Here is a 19,929-nt window from a genome sequence, read left to right on the forward strand (position 1 = left end):
GGATCCAGGACTGGTGTGGTCGGGCGCTGGCAGGCTTGATGCTCATGCAATGTGCCGCGGACTAAACGGCCACTTCATTCTAAGAGCATTCTATCCAGAAGCTGCCGTAAATCACGGGGATGCAAAGCAGGAAGATCAGCCAACCAAATTCCGGCCGAAGCCGCCGCCGCAAAAAGAAGGCAGGATTCAATTCCTTCTTTGCCCTCATATTGCCCACCATGAACAAGCCATACCAAATACTCTCCTTTTTCTTCTTCATTCGTGGAGAATATTCTCCCTACATTGCATCCTTCGTCAGAGAGTTCGTGTTTGGAAAATGGTTCTGTCGCCTCCTCCGTCAGTTCTAATTCGACTGGTTTCACAAACTTGCCATCCGAAACTATCTCGGGGTCAATAAAGACGAAAAAATACAACGCCCTTACCAGATCATAGTTGTTCGAGTTCGAACCCAAGTAACGATCTGCTATTTCCTGAGTCGCCTCAGAGACTTTAGGATCGCTAATGTAGCCAAATAGCGGAACGCCTTCATGTTCGTACACGAACACGCCCGCATTCTCTTCTGCTGTGGCTCGTGTGTTATCGAACAAGGTAGCAGCGGAAATTGCCGCACCAAAAAATACCGCGCGCCACGGCGCGTAACTTAAAGATCGAATCAAAAAACCTACCTCACCCCGGCTTCACACTCGCCGTCACGTAATTCACGCTCAAGTCCCGGTCCGAGATCGACCAGCTCCACAGGATCGGGTTGAAGACAAACCCCTTGCGGTCCACCGGGTCCAGCCCGGCCTGACGCAGCAGGTCGAACAGTTCATCCGGGGTGATGAACTTGTTCCATTCATGCGTGCCGCGCGGCAGCCAGCGCATGACGACCTCGGCCCCGAAAATCGCCATCGCATAGGATTTCGGGTTGCGGTTGATGGTTGAACAAATCTCCAAACCGCCGGGCTTAAGCAACTGTTGTGTCGCGGTCAGATAGGACAGAGGATCAGCCACATGTTCGACCACTTCCATGTTCAGCACCACATCGAACTGCTCGCCCGCAGCGGCCATGTCCTCGGCCGTGGTGTGGCGATAGTCGATTTGCAGTCCCGATTGCTCGGCATGGATGCGGGCCACGGGCAGGTTGCCCTCGGCGGCGTCGGCACCCACAACGTCAGCACCGAGCCGCGCCATAGGTTCGCTCAGCAGCCCGCCGCCGCAGCCGATATCCAGCAGGCGCAGGCCTTCGAACGGCGTCGGCGACTTTAGGTCGCGATCGAATTCACCGGCGATCTGCTGCGTGATATAATCCAGTCGGCACGGGTTAAGCATGTGCAATGGTTTAAATTTTCCGTGCGGGTCCCACCATTCAGCCGCCATCGCCTCGAATTTTGCGATCTCGGACGGGTCCACCGTGTTCGGATGCGCTTGCATTCCTGTCTCCGTGTGCTCTTTTACGCTTAAGGACTATATAGGGCCATAATGGACAAGTACCCGGACCAAAAGCGCGCAGTTCAATATCTGTACCCGCCGATCGACCCTTTCGATCAGCGGATGGTCGATATGGGCGATGGGCACCGTATCTATGTGGAACAATGCGGCAATCCTGACGGCATACCCGTCGTGATCCTGCACGGGGGGCCGGGTGGTGGGTGCAGCCCGGCCATGAGGCGATACTTCGATCCACAGGCCTACAGGGTGATTCTGTTTGACCAGCGCGGATGTGGCCGGTCGCGCCCTACCGCCTCGGTCGAAGACAACACGACGTGGCATCTGGTGGCCGACATAGAGCGGCTGCGCAAACTGTTCGAGATCGAAGAATGGATCGCATTTGGTGGCAGTTGGGGTGCGACTCTGGCGTTGATCTATGCCCAGACTCATCCCGACCGGGTCAGCCGGTTGGTGTTGCGCGGTGTGTTTCTGGCGACTCAGGCCGAGCTTGACTGGTTCTATGGCGGCGGCGCCGGGCGGTTCTGGCCCGAGCAATGGCAGAAGTTCACCTCGCTGCTGCCCGAGGTTGAACTGAACGACACCATTGCCGCCTATAACAAACGTCTGTTCTCGGGCGATCGTGCGACAGAGATCCTGTACGCGCGGGCCTGGTCGCATTGGGAAAACGCGCTGGCCTCGATCCACACCAACGGATCGGTTGGCGAAAGCCCCGGCGAATACGCGCGCACCTTTGCGCGGCTCGAGAATCACTATTTCACCAACAAGGCGTTTCTGGAAACGGACGGGCAGATTCTGGATCAGATGGACCGGATCGCGCATATCCCCGGCCATATCGTGCAAGGGCGCTATGACATGATCTGCCCGCCCCAGGCCGCATGGTCGCTGGCCGAACGCTGGCCGAATGCCGAGTTGAAGATGGTTCGTCAGGCGGGGCACGCATTGTCAGAGCCGGGCATCAGCGCAGAGCTGGTACGGATCATGGATCGTGTGGCGGAGGGTATCGCATGACCCGGATTGACCGCCGTGCTCTCTTTGCCTCTGGTGCCGCGGCTGCATTGCTGGCAGCGACAGGAGCATCCCTTGCCGGGACGCCCAAGAAAGGCGGGACATTGCGTCTGGCCGTTCCGCGCGATGACAGCCTCGAGCAAGTGGCGCGTGGAGCCGTTTTCGACACAATGACCGAAATCGCCCCGGATGGTACTTTGCGCGGTGAGCTTGCGACCGGCTGGCAAACCGACGCCGACGCACGGGTCTGGAGCTTTGATTTGCGTGATGACGCGGTCTTTCACGATGGCGAACCCTTGCAGATTGCCGATGTCATGGCCGTTTTGGCCGAAATCGGAAGGCCCGAGGCCCTTGCCCCCAACCGCCTGCGGCTTGAACTTGCCGAGGCAAATCCCGGATTGCCTTTCCTGCTGGCCGACAGCCGCTTTGTTGTTGCGCGCGCCGGTGAAACCGTAACACCGTTGCGCAACGCCAACGGCACCGGCTGCTATCGTGTCGAACGGGCTGAGGATGGGCGCCATTTTCTGGGCCGCCGTGTCGAGGGGCATTACAAGGATGGTCAGGCCGGATGGGCTGACGCGGTCGAAATCATTGTAATCCCGGACCCGGCTGTGCGGGCCGAGGCGCTGCGGGACGGGTATGTCGATATCGCGGCGCTTCCGGATCGGGCCGGAATGCGAGGCACGCGCGGTGTCCGGTTCCACCCCTCCGAGGCCGACATGGCCCTCGCCGTTTCGGATGCTGTCGGGATGCCGCGGCAGATTGCCGGGAACGCTGCACTGGACGATGGCCGCATCGCCGAACGATGGTGGATGGTGTAAATCCGATCGCGAATCCCGCTGGGGGTTGCAGACTCGGACCATCCTGCGTATATGCAGTTTCAACAGCGGCGCGTTGGACTTCTGGCCCAAGGCTCCACCGGAAAATTCGACGGGCCGCGCGCCCGTTTTTTTGTGCCCGACTGACAGGGTAGAGTACCAGATGACAAACGACCTGATAGCAAAAGCTGCCATTGACCGGCGACTGGCCGAGATCATCACCCCGGTGATCGAGGATCTGGGGTATGAGCTGGTCCGCATCCGCCTGATGAGCGGCAAGCAGACCACGCTTCAGATCATGGCCGACAAGCCCGATGGCGGTATTGAAGTGGATGACTGCGCCGAAATTTCTAACGCGGTCAGCGCCACGCTGGATGTCGAGGATCCGATCCTTGACGCCTATACGCTCGAGGTGTCGAGCCCCGGTATCGACCGCCCTCTGACCCGTCTGAAGGATTTCGAGACCTTCGAAGGGTATGAGGCCAAGATCGAGACCGCCGAACTGATTGACGGCCGCCGGCGCTTCAAGGGCGAATTGGCCGGGATCGAAGGGGACGAGGTTCTGATCAACATCCCCGAGGGGGATGAAACCATCACCATCGGTCTGCAATTCGACTGGCTGAGCGATGCCAAGCTGGTCCTGACCGATGACCTGATCAAGGAAATGCTGCGCCAGCGCAAGGATGCCGGCGCCCTGAACGAAAACGCTTTCGACGAGATTGAGACCGAAGGGTCCGAAGAGGAGACGAACTGATGGCAATCACCTCAGCAAACCAGCTGGAGCTGTTGCAGACCGCCGAGGCCGTGGCCCGCGAAAAGATGATCGACCCCGGCCTGGTCGTCGAAGCGATGGAGGAATCGCTCGCCCGTGCCGCCAAGAGCCGCTACGGCGCCGAGATGGACATCCGCGTGTCCATCGACCGCAAGACCGGCAAGGCGACTTTCACCCGTGTTCGCACCGTGGTCGAAGATGACGAGCTTGAAAACTATCAGGCCGAAATGACCGTCGAGCAGGCCAAGCAATACATGGAATCACCCGAAGTTGGCGATGTCTATGTCGAAGAAGTGCCTCCGGTTGAAATGGGTCGGATCGCTGCTCAGTCCGCCAAGCAGGTCATCCTGCAAAAAGTGCGCGAAGCCGAGCGCGACCGTCAGTACGAAGAATTCAAGGATCGCGCGGGCACCATCATCAACGGTGCGGTCAAGCGCGAAGAGTTTGGCAATGTCATCGTCGATCTGGGCGGCGCCGAGGCGGTTCTGCGCCGCAATGACAAGATCGGCCGCGAAAGCTATCGCCCGAATGACCGGGTGCGCGCGTACATCAAGGAAGTGCGCCGCGAAGTACGTGGCCACCAGATCTTCCTGTCGCGCACCGCGCCGGAATTCATGGCCGAGCTGTTCAAGATGGAAGTGCCGGAAATCTATGACGGCATCATCGAGGTCAAGGCCGTGGCCCGTGACCCCGGTTCGCGCGCCAAGATCGCCGTGATTTCCTATGACAACTCGATCGACCCCGTCGGTGCCTGCGTGGGTATGCGCGGCAGCCGCGTGCAGGCCGTCGTGAACGAGTTGCAGGGCGAAAAGATCGACATCATTCCGTGGAACGAGGATCAGCCGACCTTCCTGGTGAACGCGCTGCAACCGGCCGAGGTTTCCAAGGTGGTTCTGGACGAAGAAGCCGGCAAGATCGAGGTCGTCGTGCCCGAAGAACAACTGTCGCTGGCCATTGGCCGCCGCGGTCAGAACGTGCGTCTGGCCAGCCAGCTGACCGGTCTGGACATCGACATCATGACCGAGGCCGAAGAATCAGCCCGCCGCCAGAAGGAATTCGAAGCCCGTACCAAACTGTTCATGGACAGCCTGGATCTGGACGAATTCTTTGCCCAACTGCTGGTCTCGGAGGGCTTCACCAACCTCGAAGAGGTTGCCTATGTCGAGATTGAAGAACTGCTGGTCATCGACGGCGTTGACGAAGGTACCGCGCAGGAACTGCAAACCCGCGCCCGCGAGTATCTGGAGGCACAGGCCAAAGCGGCACTGGACGCGGCGCGCGCACTGGGTGCCGAGGACAGCCTCATTGAATTCGAAGGTCTGACACCCCAGATGGTGGAGGCACTGGCCAAGGACGACGTGAAGACTCTGGAAGACTTCGCGACTTGTGCCGACTGGGAACTGGCCGGTGGCTGGACGACAGTCGATGGTGAACGCGTCAAGGACGACGGTGTACTGGAGCCTTTCGGTGTAACGCTGGAAGAAGCGCAAGACATGGTCATGACCGCGCGTATCCTGCTGGGCTGGGTCGATCCGGCCGAGCTGGAGCAGGCGGAAGAAAACGTCGACGGTGACGCAACAGACGAGGAGGTCGAGGCCTGATCTCAGGCTTCGGGTGGCGTGTATGAGTCGCGGTGGCGCCCATAAGGATCGGTCCGACGGACCCGAGCGCAAGTGCATCGCCACAGGCGAGGTTCAGCCCAAATACGGGCTGATCCGCTTCGTGGCGGGGCCGGACGGTCAGGTTTTTCCGGATGTCGCGGCGAAACTGCCGGGACGAGGGGTCTATGTGGCGGCGGATCGTGCCGCTCTGGACAAGGCCATCGGAAAGAAACTGTTTGCGCGGGGGTTCAAGGCACAAGTGACCGTGCCCAAGGACTTGGCGGAAGAGGTTGAAAAGCAGATCGCACGCCGCGTTGTCGAGCTGCTCAGTCTGGCGCGCAAGTCCGGCGACGCGGTTGCCGGGTACGAAAAGGTCAAGACGTCGCTGGACCGGGAAGAAGCACAGGTGCTGATTCAGGCCGCAGATGGATCGGGGCGCGGTAAGTCCAAGCTGAGTACGCCGCACTTCGGAAAATACATAGGTTGGCTGACCGCAGACGAATTAGGACAGGCATTTGGGCGCCAAACGGTGATTCATGCTGCCGTGGCCTCTGGCGGACTCGCCAAACGTGTTGTAGAGGAAGCGCAGCGCCTGCGTGGCTTGCGCGAAACGGATGACGGCGGCAGGGGCCGCACGGAAGGGTAAATAGCTTTATGAGCGATAATGACGGCAAAAAGACATTGGGTCTTCGTGGCGGGGCACGCCCCGGAAATGTGAAACAGAGTTTCAGCCACGGACGCACCAAGAATGTCGTGGTGGAAACCAAACGCAAACGCGTGGTGGTCCCCAAGCCGGGCGCAGCAAAGCCGGGTGGCGGTGCTGCACCATCGGGTGATCCGTCGCGTCGTCCTGCGGGAATTTCCGATGCGGAAATGGCGCGCCGCATGAAGGCGTTGCAAGCGGCCAAGGCACGCGAGGCCGAAGAGGCCGCAGCGCGCGAGGCTGCTGAGAAGGCGCGCGAAGAAGAGCGCGCACGCCGCCGTGCGGAACAGGAAGCCAAGGAACGCGAACAGCGCGAAGCCGAAGAGCGTGCGCGTCAGAAGGCCGAGGATGAAGAGCGCAAGCGCAAAGAGGCGGACGAAGCCGCCAAACGCGCCGCTGCCGCGCCCGCACCGGAAGAGCCCAAGGCGGCTCGCGCTCCGGCCAGCAAACCTGCGCCGGCAGCCACGCCGCGCAAACAGGACCGCGAACGTGAACAGCGTGGTCGTGGCAAGGGTCGTGACGACAATCGCCGTTCGGGCAAGTTGACTCTGGGTCAGGCGACAGGTGGCGAAGGCAACCGTCAGCGCTCGATGGCCGCGATGAAGCGCAAGCAGGAGCGTGCGCGTCAAAAAGCCATGGGCGGTGCCGTTGAACGGGAAAAGGTGATCCGCGACGTACAGCTGCCCGAGGCGATCATGGTCTCGGAACTGGCCAACCGTATGGCCGAACGTGTGGCTGACGTGGTCAAATCGCTGATGAACATGGGCATGATGGTCACGCAGAACCAGACCATCGACGCCGACACTGCCGAGCTGATCATCGAAGAATTCGGCCACAAGGTCACTCGCGTATCCGATTCGGATGTTGAAGACGTCATCAAAGAGGTCGAAGACAGCGAAGCAGATCTGCAGCCGCGTCCGCCGGTCATCACCATCATGGGTCACGTTGACCACGGCAAGACCTCGCTGTTGGACGCAATCCGCGACGCGCGCGTTGTGGCGGGCGAGGCTGGTGGCATCACCCAGCACATCGGCGCGTATCAGGTGAAAACCGATGGCGGCGCCACGCTGACCTTCCTGGATACTCCGGGCCACGCGGCGTTTACGTCGATGCGCTCGCGCGGTGCTCAGGTTACGGATATCGTGGTTCTGGTTGTCGCCGCCGATGATGCGGTGATGCCGCAGACGATCGAAGCGATCAATCACGCAAAAGCGGCCGGAGTGCCGATGATCGTGGCGATCAACAAGGTCGACAAGCCGGATGCAAATCCGGACAAGGTGCGCACCGATCTGTTGCAACACGAAGTCATCGTCGAGAAAATGTCGGGTGAGGTTCAGGACGTCGAAGTGTCCGCCATCTCGGGTCAGGGTCTGGACGAATTGCTGGAAGCCATCGCGCTTCAGGCCGAGATTCTGGAACTGAAAGCCAACCCCAACCGCGCTGCCCAGGGGGCCGTGATCGAGGCTCAGCTGGACGTGGGTCGCGGCCCGGTCGCCACCGTTCTGGTTCAGAACGGCACATTGCGTCAGGGTGATATCTTCGTCGTGGGTGAGCAGTACGGTAAGGTCCGTGCGCTGATCAACGACAAGGGTGAGCGCGTCAAGGAAGCTGGCCCCTCGGTTCCGGTCGAGGTTCTGGGCCTGAACGGTACGCCCGAAGCCGGTGACGTTCTGAACGTGACCGAGACCGAAGCGCAGGCCCGTGAAATCGCCGCCTATCGTGAACAGGCCGCCAAGGACAAACGCGCCGCTGCCGGCGCCGCGACCACCCTCGAGCAGCTGATGCAGAAGGCCAAGGAAGACGAGAACGTGGCCGAGTTGCCGATCCTCGTCAAAGCCGATGTGCAGGGTTCTGCCGAAGCCATCGTTCAGGCGATGGAAAAGATCGGGAACGACGAGGTGCGCGTGCGCGTTCTGCACTCGGGTGTGGGTGCGATCACCGAAACGGATGTCGGTTTGGCGGAAGCCTCCGGCGCGCCGGTCTTTGGCTTCAACGTCCGTGCCAACGCATCGGCGCGGAACACGGCGAACCAAAAGGGTGTCGAGATCCGCTATTACTCGGTGATCTATGATCTGGTCGACGACGTGAAAGCGGCCGCATCCGGTCTGCTGAGCGCCGAGATCCGCGAAAAGTTCATCGGCTATGCCGAGATCCGCGAAGTCTTCAAGGTTACCGGTGTCGGCAAGGTTGCTGGCTGTCTGGTCACCGAAGGTGTTGCGCGCCGTTCCGCAGGCGTCCGCCTGCTGCGCGACAACGTGGTGATCCACGAAGGCACGCTGAAGACGCTGAAGCGCTTCAAAGACGAAGTGGCCGAGGTTCAGTCGGGTCAGGAATGCGGTATGGCGTTCGAAAACTACGACGATATCCGCCAGGGCGACGTAATCGAGATCTTCGAGCGCGAAGAGGTTACCCGCACCCTGGATTGATCCGAAGCGGGATGAACTCAAAAAAAACAGCGGCACCGATCGGGCCGCTGTTTTTTGTTTGAAAAATGCCTCGTTACGTGTCGGACAGGAATGTCCCGGAATGCAGGATGATGTCGAAATGGTGCATTCCGTGTTTCAAGGCAAAGCTGACCGAGTGCCCGGCCTTGCGCAGCCGTTCCGCATAGTCGCGGCTTTGACGAATGAATTCGCCGGTGTCCCGTTCCCCCACTGAAACATGATAGCGGGGGCCCGGTGGGGGCAGGTTGCGGATCGGGGACAGATCGTTCACTTCGACCGGCGTCAGGTGCAGCGGATCATTCACGGACGTCAAACTGACGGGTTCCAGATCATAAACACCGCTGATCAGAAGCACATCACGCACGCGCAGCCCGGCGCGGGCCAATGCGCCGGCCGAGCTTGCCATGACCATGCTTGCCAGATGGGCGCCGGCACTGTGCCCTGACAAGGTGATCCGTGTCGGGTCGAAACCCAGTACGCCGGCCTGGGACGCAAGCCACAGAAGGGCGTCGCGGCATTCGTCGACCATTTGATCCAGCCGCGCATCCGGGGCGAGCGTGTAGTTCAAGGTGGCAAAGGATTGCTCGGCTTGGATCAGCGCCGGGGCCATCATGGCCGATTCGCGCTGGCTGAGATCCTGCCAATACCCACCGTGAATAAAGACATGCAACGGGGCGCCGGCCCCCTTCGCGGGAAAGAAATCCAGCACCTGGGCCGGGGTGTCGCCATAGGCCAGGTTGGCCTGAACGGGCAGCTCAGCGCGGGCCTGCGCACTGAGCGCTTGATAACTGGCAAGATAGGGGGCCAGGTCACCACCGATCATCGAACTGGGAGAGTACTCCCGCTCCAGTTCGGCTTGTGAAAATCCGCGATACAGCATGGCTCAGCCCTGCCCGCTGTACATCAGTTCCGTCCGCACATCGTAGAGGTCATGGAAGAACCGCAACTCAAGTGCCTTTCGCAGGAAAGCCACGCCGCTGGAACCTCCGGTGCCGGGTTGCATTCCGATCACACGTTCAACCGCGGTGGCGTGGTCAAAGCGCCAGCGTTGAAACAGGCTTTCCACATCCATGAGTTTTTCGGCCAGCGCGTACAGATCCCAGTACTTTTCCGTGTTGCGGAACACGTCGACCCAGATCTGAACCACGCGCGGATCACCGGAATACGGCTCGGAGTAGTCCCGCTCGATCAAGTCCCGTGGAACGTCGAACCCCTGTCGGGCCAGCATGTGCAACACTTCGTCATACAGGGACGGTTTGGTCAGGGCGGCGGTCAGCATCTCCATCACCTCAGGGTCATGCTCGTGCACTTTCAGGGTCGAGGCATCCTTGTTGCCAAGAATGAACTCGATCTGCCTGTACCCATAGCTTTGAAACCCGGAAGAGTTGCCCAGGGCCTGCCGAAACGTCATATAGTCGGCCGGCGTCATGGTCAGCAGGGTTTCCCAGGCCGCAATCAATTGCCGTTGAATGGCCTTGATGCGGTCGAGGTTTTTCATGGCGGGTCCGAATTCATCTTGTTGCAGGAACCGGCGGACCTCGACCAGTTGGTGATGCATCAGTTTCAGCCACAGCTCACTGACCTGATGAATGATGATGAACAGCATCTCGTCAGGTTGTGCGGGGTCCTGAAACGTCTTTTGCAGGTTCAGCAGCGTTTTCAGTTGCAGGAAGTCGCCATAGCTTTTGCGGTGCGTTTCGGCGAAATCAGTGACCAGGGTGTCTTCGACCCCCCGCTGCAACAGACGATCGTCTTTGTCCTCGCCCATCTCATGCCTCCCTTGTGCAAGTTCTGCACCTGTCTAGGGGCTGAGGTTGCAACTTTCCAGCGCGTTAGGTCCAGTCCAGAACAACCTTGCCGGACAGGCCTGATTTCATCGCGGAAAACCCTTGGGCGAAATCATCAACCGCAAAGCGGTGCGTGATCACGCGGGACACATCCAGACCGTTTTGCAGCATGGCGATCATCTTGTACCACGTCTCGAACATCTCACGCCCATAGACCCCCTTGATCGTGATCGCCTTGAACACGATGCGCGACCAATCAACCGGAGACTTGCCCGGTGGAATCCCCAGCAACGCGATCTTTCCACCCATCACCAACGCTTCGACCATCTGGTCCAGGGCGGCCTGCGAGCCGGACATCTCAAGCCCGACATCGAACCCTTCTTTCATCCCAAGCTCGGCGATGACGCCCTGTAAGTCCTCGATGGAGACATCGACGGTCCGCACCGAGGGAACCACATGTTCGGCCAGTTTCAATCGGTCTGCGTTGATGTCGGTGATGACCACGTTGCGTGCACCCGCGTGACGAGCGACGGCAGCGGCCATGATGCCGATGGGGCCCGCACCCGTGATCAGAACGTCCTCGCCCAGCAAATCAAAGCTGAGGGCAGTATGCACCGCATTGCCCAGCGGATCGAGGATGGCACCGATCTCATCCGGTATGTCGTCGGGCAAGGGCACCACGTTGAAGGCAGGCAGTTTCAGATATTCGGCAAATGCGCCCTGTTCGTTCACTCCAATACCCCGGGTTCCCGGATCCAGGTGAAACTTTCCGGCGCGGCTCTGACGGCTGTCGGTGGTGATCAGATGACCCTCGCCCGAGCATCGCTGGCCGATTTCAAGCCCTGTCACGTTGCGCCCGATCTCGACGATCTCTCCGGCAAACTCATGGCCAGTGATCATAGGAACCGGCACGGTATGAGACGCCCATTCATCCCAGTTCCAGATATGGATGTCGGTGCCGCAGATACCCGTCTTTTTGATACGGATCAGCACATCATCGGGGCCAATTTCGGGGATCGGGGCCTGCACCATCCACAACCCTTCTTCGGGTTTGGATTTTTCCAGTGCTTTCATCGTGTTGGGTCGCATAGTTTACTCCCACAAATCGGTCGACAGGTATTTCAGGCCGCTGTCACACATGACGATGGCGACACAGCCGCCTTCTTCGGGGCCGCGCAGCAGTTCAATCGCCGCGGCAAGATTCGCGCCTGCCGAATAGCCGGCGAATATCCCCTCGGTCCGGGCCAGAAGCCGGGCGCAATCCCGCGCGGCCTTTCCCGAAACAGCAAGATGTCCCGCCAATTGGCTATCCTTCAAATGCACCAGATCACTCATGGCGTAACCGCCGCCCTGAATGGGATGGTCCGGGGTCGAAACCGGCTCACCGGCCAAAGCGCGCGCGCCCACAGGTTCCACGGCATAGCACCGCACGCCGTGCCGGTTCAGACACTCTGCCGCTCCGGCCAGCGTTCCACCCGATCCTGCAAAGTCGCAGAATGCCGTGACGGTGCCTTCGGATTGCGCCCAGATCTCGGGCCCGGTCCCGGTTTCGTGAGCCTTGGGGTTTCCCGAATGGCCAAATTGATCCGCACGAAACGCGTTGCGTTCAACTGTGATGCGTTTCGCCTCGATATCGACCAGTTCAAGATCGGCCCCAGAGACTTCGCCGGGTTTGCTGCCGGGGGCCTGGGGCACGATGACAACTTCGGCCCCCAGGGCTCGCATCATACGTGCGCGTTCGATCGAGTTTCCGGCGCTCATGACAGCCACGAAAGGATGCCCCAGAATACCGCAGACAATGGCCAGCCCGGTGCCCATATTGCCCGAGGTCAGCTCGACCACCGTTTGCCCCGGTGACAAAGTCCCGTCTGCGCGCGCCGTTTCGATGATGGACTTCGCCGCGCGGTCCTTTTTCGAAAATCCCGGCAGCAAATAGTCAAGCTTGGCGATGATACGCCCGTTCAGCTTCTGCTGGGCACACACGCGCGACAGTTCGACCATGGGGGTGTCGCCGATCACATCGATGACCGATGGAAGGATCATTCGATGACCCCCAGCTCTTTGCCGACCTTGCCAAATGCGGACAGGGCGCGGTCCAGTTCATCCCTGGTCAGAGCCGCATTCATCTGCGTTCTGATCCGCGCTTGCCCGCGTGGGACGACCGGAAAGAAGAAGCCCGAAACATAGACGCCTTCGTCGAACAGCCGTGACGCCATGTCTTGTGCCAGCGTCGCCTCACCCAGCATCACCGGGATGATCGGGTGTTCCCCGGGCAGCAGGTCAAAGCCAAGCTTTTCCAGCCCAGCGCGCCAATACTTGGCGTTGCCGAAGAGTTGCGCGCGCAGCATGTCGCCTTCTTCGACCAGACGGATCGCCTCCAACCCGGCAGCGACGATCGAGGGCGGCAGCGAGTTTGAGAACAGATAGGGCCGCGCCCGCTGCCGCAGCAGGTCGATCACTGGCTGCGGCCCGGCGATATAGCCGCCGATTGCCCCCCCAAGTGCCTTGCCCAAGGTTCCCGTCAGAATATCCACATCGACGCCGAAATGATCGGGTGTGCCGGCCCCGTTCGGCCCCATGAAGCCGGTCGCATGGCAATCGTCCACCATGACAATCGCATCGTATTTATCGGCCAGTTCCCTGATTTTCGGCAGGTTGGCCAGATAGCCGTCCATCGAGAACACGCCATCGGTGGCGATCATGATATGCCGCGCCCCGTCCTCGCGCGCCTGTTTCAGCCAGGCTTCGAGGTCATTCATGTCGTTGTTCAGATAGCGATAGCGTTTGGCCTTGCACAGCCGCACGCCGTCGATGATCGAGGCGTGGTTCAGGCTGTCCGAAATGATCGCGTCTTCCGGACCCAGCAGAGGTTCAAACAGCCCGCCATTGGCGTCGAAACAGGCGGCAAAAAGGATGGAGTCGTCCTTGTTCAGGAAACTGGCAAGACGTTGTTCCAGTTCGCGGTGAATGTCTTGCGTGCCGCAGATGAACCGAACCGACGCCATGCCGAATCCCTTGGGGCCCATAGCTTGTGTTGCGGCCTCGATCAGCGCGGGATGATCCGCCAGACCCAGATAGTTGTTGGCACAGAGGTTGATCACCTGCTTGCCGCCGACAGTAATCTCACCGCCCTGAGGCGAGGTGATCATTCGTTCGCGTTTGTAAAGACCCTCAGATTCGATCTGCGCAAGTGTGTCCGTGATATGGGACAGGAATGCATCTGCCATGGCGACCTCCGTTCAACTGAGTCGCACATCTAACATAGCGGATGAAATTCCCAAATAGGGGAAATTCAATATGAAGGAAAAAAATCCGTGAAGGTGGAATTTCGCGGGTGTCAGGCGTTTTTTACGATCAGGAATACCCGGGCCGGTCCTTTGGCGCAGATGGAATGCGCAATGTCGGCTGCATATCGGGCCGTGTCCCCCTGGTTCAACTCGGTCACCGCATTGCCTGAAGTGACCTTGACCGCGCCTTCCAGCACGGTGAGCTGTTCACGGGCACCGCGGGCATGGGGTTGGCTGTTCAGGGCCCCGTCCTCGTCGAATTCGATATCATAGACTTCATGACCCCCGGCCTCTTCAGGCGGTGACAGGATACGAATTCGGCAGTTCTGCCCCATATTGTCGATGCTGGGGACCTCGGAGCTTCGCAGAACCTCGATCTGGTCCGTGGCCTTTGCGCCCTCCAAGAGACCGGCGAAATCCACCTGCAACGCGCGTGTCAGGTTCCACAGGGTCGAGATCGTCGGGCTGCTTTCTCCGCGTTCGATCTGACTGACCATGGACCGGGACACGCCGCTGAGATTGGCGACCGCTTCCAGGGACAGACCCTTGGCCCGTCGCGCCTCTTTCAAGCGGGCGGGCAGGAGGTTCAGGATATCGTCTGTGTCTTCCGTCATGACGGAATCCATGGGGGCTGCGCAACGCAATGTCAATTGCCGCCGTGACGGGACGTCTGGGGCGACAGTGCCATTCTGCGCATGCATAATGCAGCGAAATTCAGGAGGAGTAGCTCATGAGCGATATCGTTATTCTCGACGGTGCCCGCACCGCAATTGGCACCTTTGGTGGTGCGCTGGCTTCAACCGCGCCGATTGATCTGGCCACTGTCGCGACGGAAGCGGCGCTTGAGCGCTCGGGGGTTGAGGGGGCGCAGATCGGGCATGTGGTGTTCGGTCATGTGATCAACACTGAACCGCGTGACATGTATCTGTCGCGTGTTGCCGCGATGCAGGCGGGCATTCCCAACGACACACCGGCCATGAACGTGAACCGTCTGTGCGGATCCGGCGCGCAGGCGATCGTGTCAGCCGTGCAGTCCCTGATGCTGGGCGATGCTGACTTTGCCGTTGCGGGCGGAGCAGAGAGCATGTCACGAAGCCCCTACATCGTTCCGCAGGCGCGCTGGGGCGCGAAGATGGGCGACGTCACCTCTCTGGACATGATGCTGGGTGCGTTGAACTGCCCCTTCGGCACAGGACATATGGGGGTGACGGCCGAAAACGTGGCGGATGAGCATCAGATCAGCCGTGAACAGATGGATGCGTTCGCATTGGACAGCCAGACACGTGCGGCTGCGGCGATCGAGGCCGGGTACTTCGATAGCCAGATCACTCCGGTACAGGTCAAGGTCAAGCGGGACATGGTCGATTTCAAAGTCGACGAGCATCCAAAGGCGACGACCGCCGAAGCGTTGGCCGGTCTGCGCCCGGTGTTCAAAAAGGACGGGCGTGTGACGGCCGGCAATGCCTCGGGCATCAATGACGGGGCGGCGGCGATGGTGTTGGCGACAGCGGATGCGGCCGAAAAGGCTGGGTTGAAGCCGAAGGCGCGTGTCATTGGGTATGCGCATGCGGGCGTGCGGCCGGAAGTCATGGGCATTGGCCCTGTTCCGGCAGTGCAAAACCTCTTGAAGAAGACGGGCTTGTCAGCAGAAGATTTCGACGTGATCGAAAGCAATGAAGCCTTCGCCGCGCAGGCTCTGGCCGTAAATCAGGAGCTTGGATTGGACGCAAGCAAGGTGAACCCCAACGGCGGTGCGATTGCGTTGGGGCATCCGGTGGGGGCCACTGGTGCGATCATCACGCTGAAAGCGCTGTACGAGCTGGAACGCACCGGTGGGTCCAAAGGGCTGATCACCATGTGCATCGGGGGCGGTCAGGGGATTGCCATCGCCATCGAACGGCTCTGATCCGCAAGTGGTGCGGGGGGCTGTCTGCCCCCCATCGCGCAAGGCGCGATTCCCCCCGAGGATATTTTTGGCCAGATGAAGCAGGTAGGTTGGTTTTAGTTGAGCGCGCTGATCAGCAAGACCAGCGCTGCACCTGCTGCGGCTCCGAACGTGGCAGGCAGAACAATGGACCACAGGGTGGACGTCTGCGGTTCGTCTTTCTGGGTTTGTGCGATCAGTGCGTTTTCGACCAGGGCCGGCAGACGCGGGCCGAAGCGGGCCAGAACCATCGCGGTTTTTCCCAAATCCCGCAGGGCCGCCCGGGGGCCGATGGATTGTTTGATGTAGTCTTCGACCACGGGGCGGGCGACCTCCCAGATGTTCATATGTGGGTCGAGTGAGCGCGCGACGCCTTCGACGACAACCATGGTGCGTTGCAGCAGGATCAGCTCGGTTCGTGTTTCCATCCCGAACCGTTCGGTCACTTCGAACAGATAGCTCAGCAACCGCCCCATGGAAATATGCGTGGCATCCATGCCGAAGATCGGCTCGCCCACGGCCCGCAGAGCGCGGGCGAACTCGTCCACGTCCTGATTGGCGGGAACATAGCCGGCTTCGAAATGCACCTCGGCCACGCGTTTGTAGTCGCGGCGGATGAAGCCGAACAGGATTTCGGCATAGACCCGGCGTGTGTATTCATCGATATGCCCCATGATGCCGTAATCATAGGCTATGATGTCTCCGTTCGCGGCCACCTTCAGGTTGCCCTGGTGCATGTCGGCGTGGAAAAAGCCGTCGCGCAGGGCATGGAGAAGGAACAGGCGCAGGACACGTTCGGCCAGATCATTGCGGTTGTGACCTGCGGCATCCAGAGCATCATTGTCACCCAGTGCGATCCCGTCCGCCCAACTGAGCGTCATGACGCGTCGCGCGGACAGTGACCATACAACGGGGGGCAGCCAGAAGCCGGCGTCGTCCTTGGTGTTGGCGGCATATTCTGAGGCCGCCGCGCTTTCCAGACGCAGATCCAGTTCGCCGCGTACGACACCGTCAAAATGCTCGATCACTTCCATCGGGCGCAGACGGCGCGCGCCAGGCGCGCAGAGTTGCACCATGCGGGCGGCAAAATAGAACGCATCGACATCTTTGCGGAACGCGCGTTCGATCCCCGGGCGCAGGACTTTGACCGCGACATCCTCACCCGTGCTGGTCAACTTGGCCTTGTGAACCTGCGCAATAGATGCAGCGGCAATCGGCTCGCTGAATTCGCTGAACATGTCCGAGATCGGCTGACCCAGTTCTTTCTCGACTTCGGCCATCGCGTCGGCTTTGGAGAAAGGCGGTAGCTTGTCTTGCAGAACGCGCAGTTGCTCGGCCAGTTCATTTCCAACGACGTCCGGGCGGGTCGAAAGCACTTGACCGAATTTTATATAAGCGGGGCCAAGCGCCGTCAGGGCGCGCGTGGCGGGCGGCATCCCGGGGTCGCCCTTGTAGCCAAGCCATTGAAAGGGTTTGCCCAATGCGTGGGCCAGGATGCGAACGGCGCGCGGGGCTTCGAACGCATCCAGTACCACGTTCATTGCGCCTGTGCGCTCGAGCGTGGCGCCTGTGCGGATCAGGCGGATGATGTTATGGGGACCACGCATGTGTCAGATCTTCCAGCCGGAATGCAGCGCGGCGATACCCATGCTCAGGTTCCGGTATTTGGCGTTTTCGAAACCTGCGGTGCGAACCATGTTCAGGAACGTTTCCTGATCGGGGAATTTTCGGATCGATTCGACCAGGTATTGATAGCTGTCATAGTCATTGGCGATCAGTTTCCCCATGCGCGGGATGACGTTGAAGCTGTAGAGGTCATAGAGTTTCTGAAGCCCGTCATTGGGCAGTTGGCTGAATTCCAAAACCATCAAGCGGCCGCCGGGTTTCAGCACACGGTAAGCCTCGTTCAAAGCTTCTTGCGGGCGGGTGACGTTCCGAATGCCGAACGAGATCGTATAGACATCGAATGTATTGTCTTCGAAAGGCAGGGCCATGGCGTCGCCCACGACCCAGTTCAGGCTGTCCGACATCTGATCTGCTTCGGCGCGTTGCCGCCCTTCGATCAGCATCGGCTCGGTCAGGTCCAGCACCGTGGCGTGGCCGTGGCCCGCGCGCTTGAGGAACCTGAACGAGATGTCGCCCGTTCCGCCGGCCACGTCCAGCAGCCGCTGGCCGGGGCGCGGCGCCAGCCAGTCCATCATCGCGTCCTTCCAGACCCGGTGGATGCCCATCGACATGACATCGTTCATCACGTCATATTTCGAGGCAACCGAGTTGAATACGCCCTGCACACGCCCGGCCTTTTCGGCCTCGGGGACGGTTTCGAAACCGAAATGAGTGGTCTTGTCGCTGTTGTCGGACATTTGCCTTGCCGTTTGTCGAATTTCGCCTCTGTTATAGGGCCAAGAGAGGCGGGCACAATGCGGCCCTTTGAATTAGGAGCCCTGTAATGCCCGAATTACCTGAGGTCGAGACAGTAAGACGCGGCCTGAGCCCTGCCATGGAGGGGGTCGTGATCGAACGGGCTGATGTGAATCGCCCCGATCTGCGCTGGCCGTTCCCCGAACGTATGGCCGAACGGCTGACCGGGCAGCGGGTAGAGCGGCTGCGGCGGCGGTCGAAATACATCCTGGCGGATCTCAGCAGCGGCGAGACGTTGTTGATCCACCTGGGTATGTCGGGGCGGATGACGGTGTCGGGCGACCCGTTGGGACAGTTCGTCCATGACCATCCCGCCGTGCAGAAACATGACCATGTGGTCTTTCATATGGCCAATGGCGCACGCATCACCTTCAACGACCCTCGCCGGTTTGGCGCGATGGACCTGTTGCAAACGGACAACGCCGAAAATCACAAGCTGCTGTCGGTTCTGGGGCCCGAACCCTTGGGCAACGATTTTCACGACCAACACCTGATCGATGCGTTCAAAGGCAAGAACACGCCTGTCAAATCCGCCTTGCTGGATCAGGGAATCGTTGCCGGTCTGGGCAATATCTATGTTTGCGAAGCTCTTTATCGCGGCCGAGTGTCGCCACGTCGCAAAGCCGGACAGATTTCGGCACCCCGCGTGGCGGCGCTTGTTCCGATCATCCGGCAGGTGTTGCAAGACGCCATAGAAGCCGGCGGGTCCTCGCTGCGGGATTTCCGCCAAGCCGATGGAGAACTTGGATATTTTCAGCACAGCTTTGATGTCTACGGTCGTGAGGGCGAGGCCTGCCGAACCGAAGGGTGCGGAGCGCCGATCAAGAGAATCACCCAGTCCGGTCGCTCATCCTTCTATTGTGCGCAATGCCAAAGATAGCTTGATCCAAGTTTTTCGCGTGGTAAGGAATCGTACCTGAACGGAACAACCGGAAGCTTTCCTCTCATGGCTTTTGAGACGATCATCGTCGAAATCGAAGACCACGTCGCACTTATCAAACTCAACCGACCGGATGCGTTGAACGCGTTGAACACCCAGTTGCTGGGTGAGCTCTGCACCGCGCTGGAAGATGCGGACAGCAATGACAAAGTGCGCTGCATCGTGATCACCGGATCGGACAAGGCCTTTGCCGCCGGCGCGGACATCAAGGAAATGTCCGAGATGAGTTTTGTCGACGTCTACAACATCAACCTTTTTGCCGACGCGAATGATCGTGTGACCGCGATTCGCAAGCCGATCATTGCGGCCGTGGCAGGCTATGCGCTGGGCGGTGGATGTGAACTTGCCATGCTGTGCGATTTCATCATCGCGGCGGACACCGCGAAATTCGGCCAGCCCGAGATCAATCTGGGCGTCATTGCCGGATTGGGTGGAAGTCAGCGTCTGACACGGTTTGTGGGTAAATCCAAATCGATGGACATGAACCTGACGGGGCGTTTCATGGATGCGGACGAAGCTGAACGCGCAGGTCTCGTGAGCCGGGTGGTGCCGGCCAAGAAGCTGATCGAAGAAGCCGTGAGCGCAGCACAGAAGATTGCCGAGAAATCGCAGCTGACCGCAATGGCCGCGAAAGAAGCGGTGAACCGCAGCTACGAGCTTCCGCTGAGCGAAGGTATGTTGTTCGAGCGTCGTGTCTTCCATTCGATGTTCGCAACCGAAGATCAGAAGGAAGGCATGGCTGCGTTCCTGGAAAAGCGCACTGCGCAATTCCGCGACAAGTAACGCGCGGGATCTC

At 59.9% G+C, this 19,929-nt stretch carries 19 protein-coding genes; 9 read left to right on the forward strand and 10 right to left on the reverse strand.

Annotation, left to right across the window (positions count from 1 at the left end; all coding sequences use genetic code 11):
- Positions 1–74: 74 nt before the first annotated feature.
- Entirely contained in the window at positions 75–656 is a 582-nt protein-coding gene (locus tag ACR0DJ_RS16345; protein WP_480685649.1) for a hypothetical protein, read from the reverse strand.
- A gap of 10 nt (positions 657–666) precedes the next feature.
- Positions 667–1,413, reverse strand: a complete 747-nt coding sequence (ubiG, locus tag ACR0DJ_RS16350) for a bifunctional 2-polyprenyl-6-hydroxyphenol methylase/3-demethylubiquinol 3-O-methyltransferase UbiG (RefSeq protein ID WP_257599827.1) — start codon at positions 1,411–1,413, stop codon at positions 667–669.
- Positions 1,414–1,461: 48 nt separating this feature from the next.
- Here ubiG and pip point away from each other — a divergent pair, with 48 nt between their 5' ends.
- The 6 genes from pip to infB all read left to right on the forward strand — a co-directional run bounded on the left by pip (position 1,462) and on the right by infB (position 8,756).
- Complete coding sequence (gene pip, locus ACR0DJ_RS16355) at positions 1,462–2,439, forward strand: prolyl aminopeptidase (protein ID WP_480685650.1); 978 nt, start codon at positions 1,462–1,464, stop codon at positions 2,437–2,439.
- The gene (locus ACR0DJ_RS16360; protein ID WP_257599829.1) at positions 2,436–3,257 is read left to right on the forward strand and encodes an ABC transporter substrate-binding protein; all 822 of its coding nucleotides are present in this window, start codon (positions 2,436–2,438) and stop codon (positions 3,255–3,257) included. The genes pip and ACR0DJ_RS16360 overlap by 4 nt, the downstream gene beginning before the upstream one ends.
- Positions 3,258–3,417: 160 nt before the next feature.
- A complete protein-coding gene (gene rimP, locus ACR0DJ_RS16365) occupies positions 3,418–4,008 on the forward strand; it encodes a ribosome maturation factor RimP (protein WP_152459779.1) in 591 nt (196 codons plus the stop codon).
- A complete protein-coding gene (gene nusA, locus ACR0DJ_RS16370; protein ID WP_480685652.1) occupies positions 4,008–5,627 on the forward strand; it encodes a transcription termination factor NusA in 1,620 nt (539 codons plus the stop codon). Before rimP ends, nusA begins: the two co-directional genes overlap by 1 nt.
- A 22-nt stretch (positions 5,628–5,649) precedes the next feature.
- Positions 5,650–6,273, forward strand: coding sequence for an RNA-binding protein (locus tag ACR0DJ_RS16375; RefSeq protein WP_480685654.1), 624 nt, complete (start codon positions 5,650–5,652; stop codon positions 6,271–6,273).
- Positions 6,274–6,281: 8 nt separating this feature from the next.
- On the forward strand, positions 6,282–8,756 hold the full coding sequence (infB, locus tag ACR0DJ_RS16380; RefSeq protein ID WP_480685656.1) for a translation initiation factor IF-2: 2,475 nt from the start codon (positions 6,282–6,284) through the stop codon (positions 8,754–8,756).
- A 73-nt stretch (positions 8,757–8,829) separates the two neighbouring features.
- Here the strand turns inward: infB and ACR0DJ_RS16385 are convergent, their stop codons facing one another.
- The 6 genes from ACR0DJ_RS16385 to ACR0DJ_RS16410 all read right to left on the reverse strand — a co-directional run bounded on the left by ACR0DJ_RS16385 (position 8,830) and on the right by ACR0DJ_RS16410 (position 14,462).
- Positions 8,830–9,654, reverse strand: a complete 825-nt coding sequence (locus ACR0DJ_RS16385; protein WP_480685658.1) for an alpha/beta hydrolase — start codon at positions 9,652–9,654, stop codon at positions 8,830–8,832.
- 3 nt (positions 9,655–9,657) lie between these two features.
- A complete protein-coding gene (locus ACR0DJ_RS16390) occupies positions 9,658–10,542 on the reverse strand; it encodes a tryptophan 2,3-dioxygenase (protein WP_480685659.1) in 885 nt (294 codons plus the stop codon).
- Positions 10,543–10,606: 64 nt separating this feature from the next.
- Positions 10,607–11,635, reverse strand: coding sequence for an L-threonine 3-dehydrogenase (gene tdh, locus ACR0DJ_RS16395; protein WP_480685732.1), 1,029 nt, complete (start codon positions 11,633–11,635; stop codon positions 10,607–10,609).
- A gap of 18 nt (positions 11,636–11,653) precedes the next feature.
- Positions 11,654–12,604, reverse strand: coding sequence for a PLP-dependent cysteine synthase family protein (locus ACR0DJ_RS16400; RefSeq protein ID WP_425079362.1), 951 nt, complete (start codon positions 12,602–12,604; stop codon positions 11,654–11,656).
- Entirely contained in the window at positions 12,601–13,788 is a 1,188-nt protein-coding gene (locus ACR0DJ_RS16405; protein ID WP_425079361.1) for a glycine C-acetyltransferase, read from the reverse strand. The genes ACR0DJ_RS16400 and ACR0DJ_RS16405 overlap by 4 nt, the downstream gene beginning before the upstream one ends.
- A 110-nt stretch (positions 13,789–13,898) precedes the next feature.
- Entirely contained in the window at positions 13,899–14,462 is a 564-nt protein-coding gene (locus ACR0DJ_RS16410; RefSeq protein WP_170345661.1) for a helix-turn-helix domain-containing protein, read from the reverse strand.
- Positions 14,463–14,578: 116 nt separating this feature from the next.
- Here ACR0DJ_RS16410 and ACR0DJ_RS16415 point away from each other — a divergent pair, with 116 nt between their 5' ends.
- Entirely contained in the window at positions 14,579–15,754 is a 1,176-nt protein-coding gene (locus ACR0DJ_RS16415; protein ID WP_480685660.1) for an acetyl-CoA C-acyltransferase family protein, read from the forward strand.
- 95 nt (positions 15,755–15,849) lie between these two features.
- Here ACR0DJ_RS16415 and ubiB read toward each other — a convergent pair whose 3' ends face one another.
- Together ubiB and ubiE are read right to left on the reverse strand one after the other, a co-directional pair.
- Positions 15,850–17,379 carry a 2-polyprenylphenol 6-hydroxylase gene (ubiB, locus tag ACR0DJ_RS16420; protein WP_170345659.1) on the reverse strand — a complete coding sequence of 510 codons (1,530 nt, stop codon included), beginning with the start codon at positions 17,377–17,379 and terminating at the stop codon, positions 15,850–15,852.
- A gap of 3 nt (positions 17,380–17,382) precedes the next feature.
- The gene (gene ubiE, locus ACR0DJ_RS16425; protein WP_170345658.1) at positions 17,383–18,135 is read right to left on the reverse strand and encodes a bifunctional demethylmenaquinone methyltransferase/2-methoxy-6-polyprenyl-1,4-benzoquinol methylase UbiE; all 753 of its coding nucleotides are present in this window, start codon (positions 18,133–18,135) and stop codon (positions 17,383–17,385) included.
- Between the two features lie 86 nt (positions 18,136–18,221).
- Here ubiE and mutM point away from each other — a divergent pair, with 86 nt between their 5' ends.
- Positions 18,222–19,073, forward strand: a complete 852-nt coding sequence (gene mutM / locus ACR0DJ_RS16430) for a bifunctional DNA-formamidopyrimidine glycosylase/DNA-(apurinic or apyrimidinic site) lyase (RefSeq protein WP_257599836.1) — start codon at positions 18,222–18,224, stop codon at positions 19,071–19,073.
- Positions 19,074–19,139: 66 nt separating this feature from the next.
- Positions 19,140–19,916 carry an enoyl-CoA hydratase gene (locus ACR0DJ_RS16435; RefSeq protein WP_117870917.1) on the forward strand — a complete coding sequence of 259 codons (777 nt, stop codon included), beginning with the start codon at positions 19,140–19,142 and terminating at the stop codon, positions 19,914–19,916.
- Positions 19,917–19,929: the final 13 nt, after the last annotated feature.

The sequence above is a fragment of the Ruegeria sp. BF10 genome, from assembly GCF_056538725.1.

Excerpts from the sequence above, each read along its gene's own strand:
- ACR0DJ_RS16400 (WP_425079362.1), bottom strand. The coding sequence starts at position 12,604 with ATGATCCTTCCATCGGTCATCGATGTGATCGGCGACACCCCCATGGTC.
- ACR0DJ_RS16415 (WP_480685660.1), top strand. The coding sequence starts at position 14,579 with ATGAGCGATATCGTTATTCTCGACGGTGCCCGCACCGCAATTGGCACC.
- infB (WP_480685656.1), top strand. The coding sequence starts at position 6,282 with ATGAGCGATAATGACGGCAAAAAGACATTGGGTCTTCGTGGCGGGGCA.
- ubiG (WP_257599827.1), bottom strand. The coding sequence starts at position 1,413 with ATGCAAGCGCATCCGAACACGGTGGACCCGTCCGAGATCGCAAAATTC.
- tdh (WP_480685732.1), bottom strand. The coding sequence starts at position 11,635 with ATGAAAGCACTGGAAAAATCCAAACCCGAAGAAGGGTTGTGGATGGTG.
- ACR0DJ_RS16410 (WP_170345661.1), bottom strand. The coding sequence starts at position 14,462 with ATGACGGAAGACACAGACGATATCCTGAACCTCCTGCCCGCCCGCTTG.
- ACR0DJ_RS16390 (WP_480685659.1), bottom strand. The coding sequence starts at position 10,542 with ATGGGCGAGGACAAAGACGATCGTCTGTTGCAGCGGGGGGTCGAAGAC.
- ubiE (WP_170345658.1), bottom strand. The coding sequence starts at position 18,135 with ATGTCCGACAACAGCGACAAGACCACTCATTTCGGTTTCGAAACCGTC.
- ACR0DJ_RS16385 (WP_480685658.1), bottom strand. The coding sequence starts at position 9,654 with ATGCTGTATCGCGGATTTTCACAAGCCGAACTGGAGCGGGAGTACTCT.
- ACR0DJ_RS16375 (WP_480685654.1), top strand. The coding sequence starts at position 5,650 with ATGAGTCGCGGTGGCGCCCATAAGGATCGGTCCGACGGACCCGAGCGC.
- ACR0DJ_RS16360 (WP_257599829.1), top strand. The coding sequence starts at position 2,436 with ATGACCCGGATTGACCGCCGTGCTCTCTTTGCCTCTGGTGCCGCGGCT.
- ACR0DJ_RS16435 (WP_117870917.1), top strand. The coding sequence starts at position 19,140 with ATGGCTTTTGAGACGATCATCGTCGAAATCGAAGACCACGTCGCACTT.
- nusA (WP_480685652.1), top strand. The coding sequence starts at position 4,008 with ATGGCAATCACCTCAGCAAACCAGCTGGAGCTGTTGCAGACCGCCGAG.
- ubiB (WP_170345659.1), bottom strand. The coding sequence starts at position 17,379 with ATGCGTGGTCCCCATAACATCATCCGCCTGATCCGCACAGGCGCCACG.
- pip (WP_480685650.1), top strand. The coding sequence starts at position 1,462 with ATGGACAAGTACCCGGACCAAAAGCGCGCAGTTCAATATCTGTACCCG.
- mutM (WP_257599836.1), top strand. The coding sequence starts at position 18,222 with ATGCCCGAATTACCTGAGGTCGAGACAGTAAGACGCGGCCTGAGCCCT.
- ACR0DJ_RS16405 (WP_425079361.1), bottom strand. The coding sequence starts at position 13,788 with ATGGCAGATGCATTCCTGTCCCATATCACGGACACACTTGCGCAGATC.
- rimP (WP_152459779.1), top strand. The coding sequence starts at position 3,418 with ATGACAAACGACCTGATAGCAAAAGCTGCCATTGACCGGCGACTGGCC.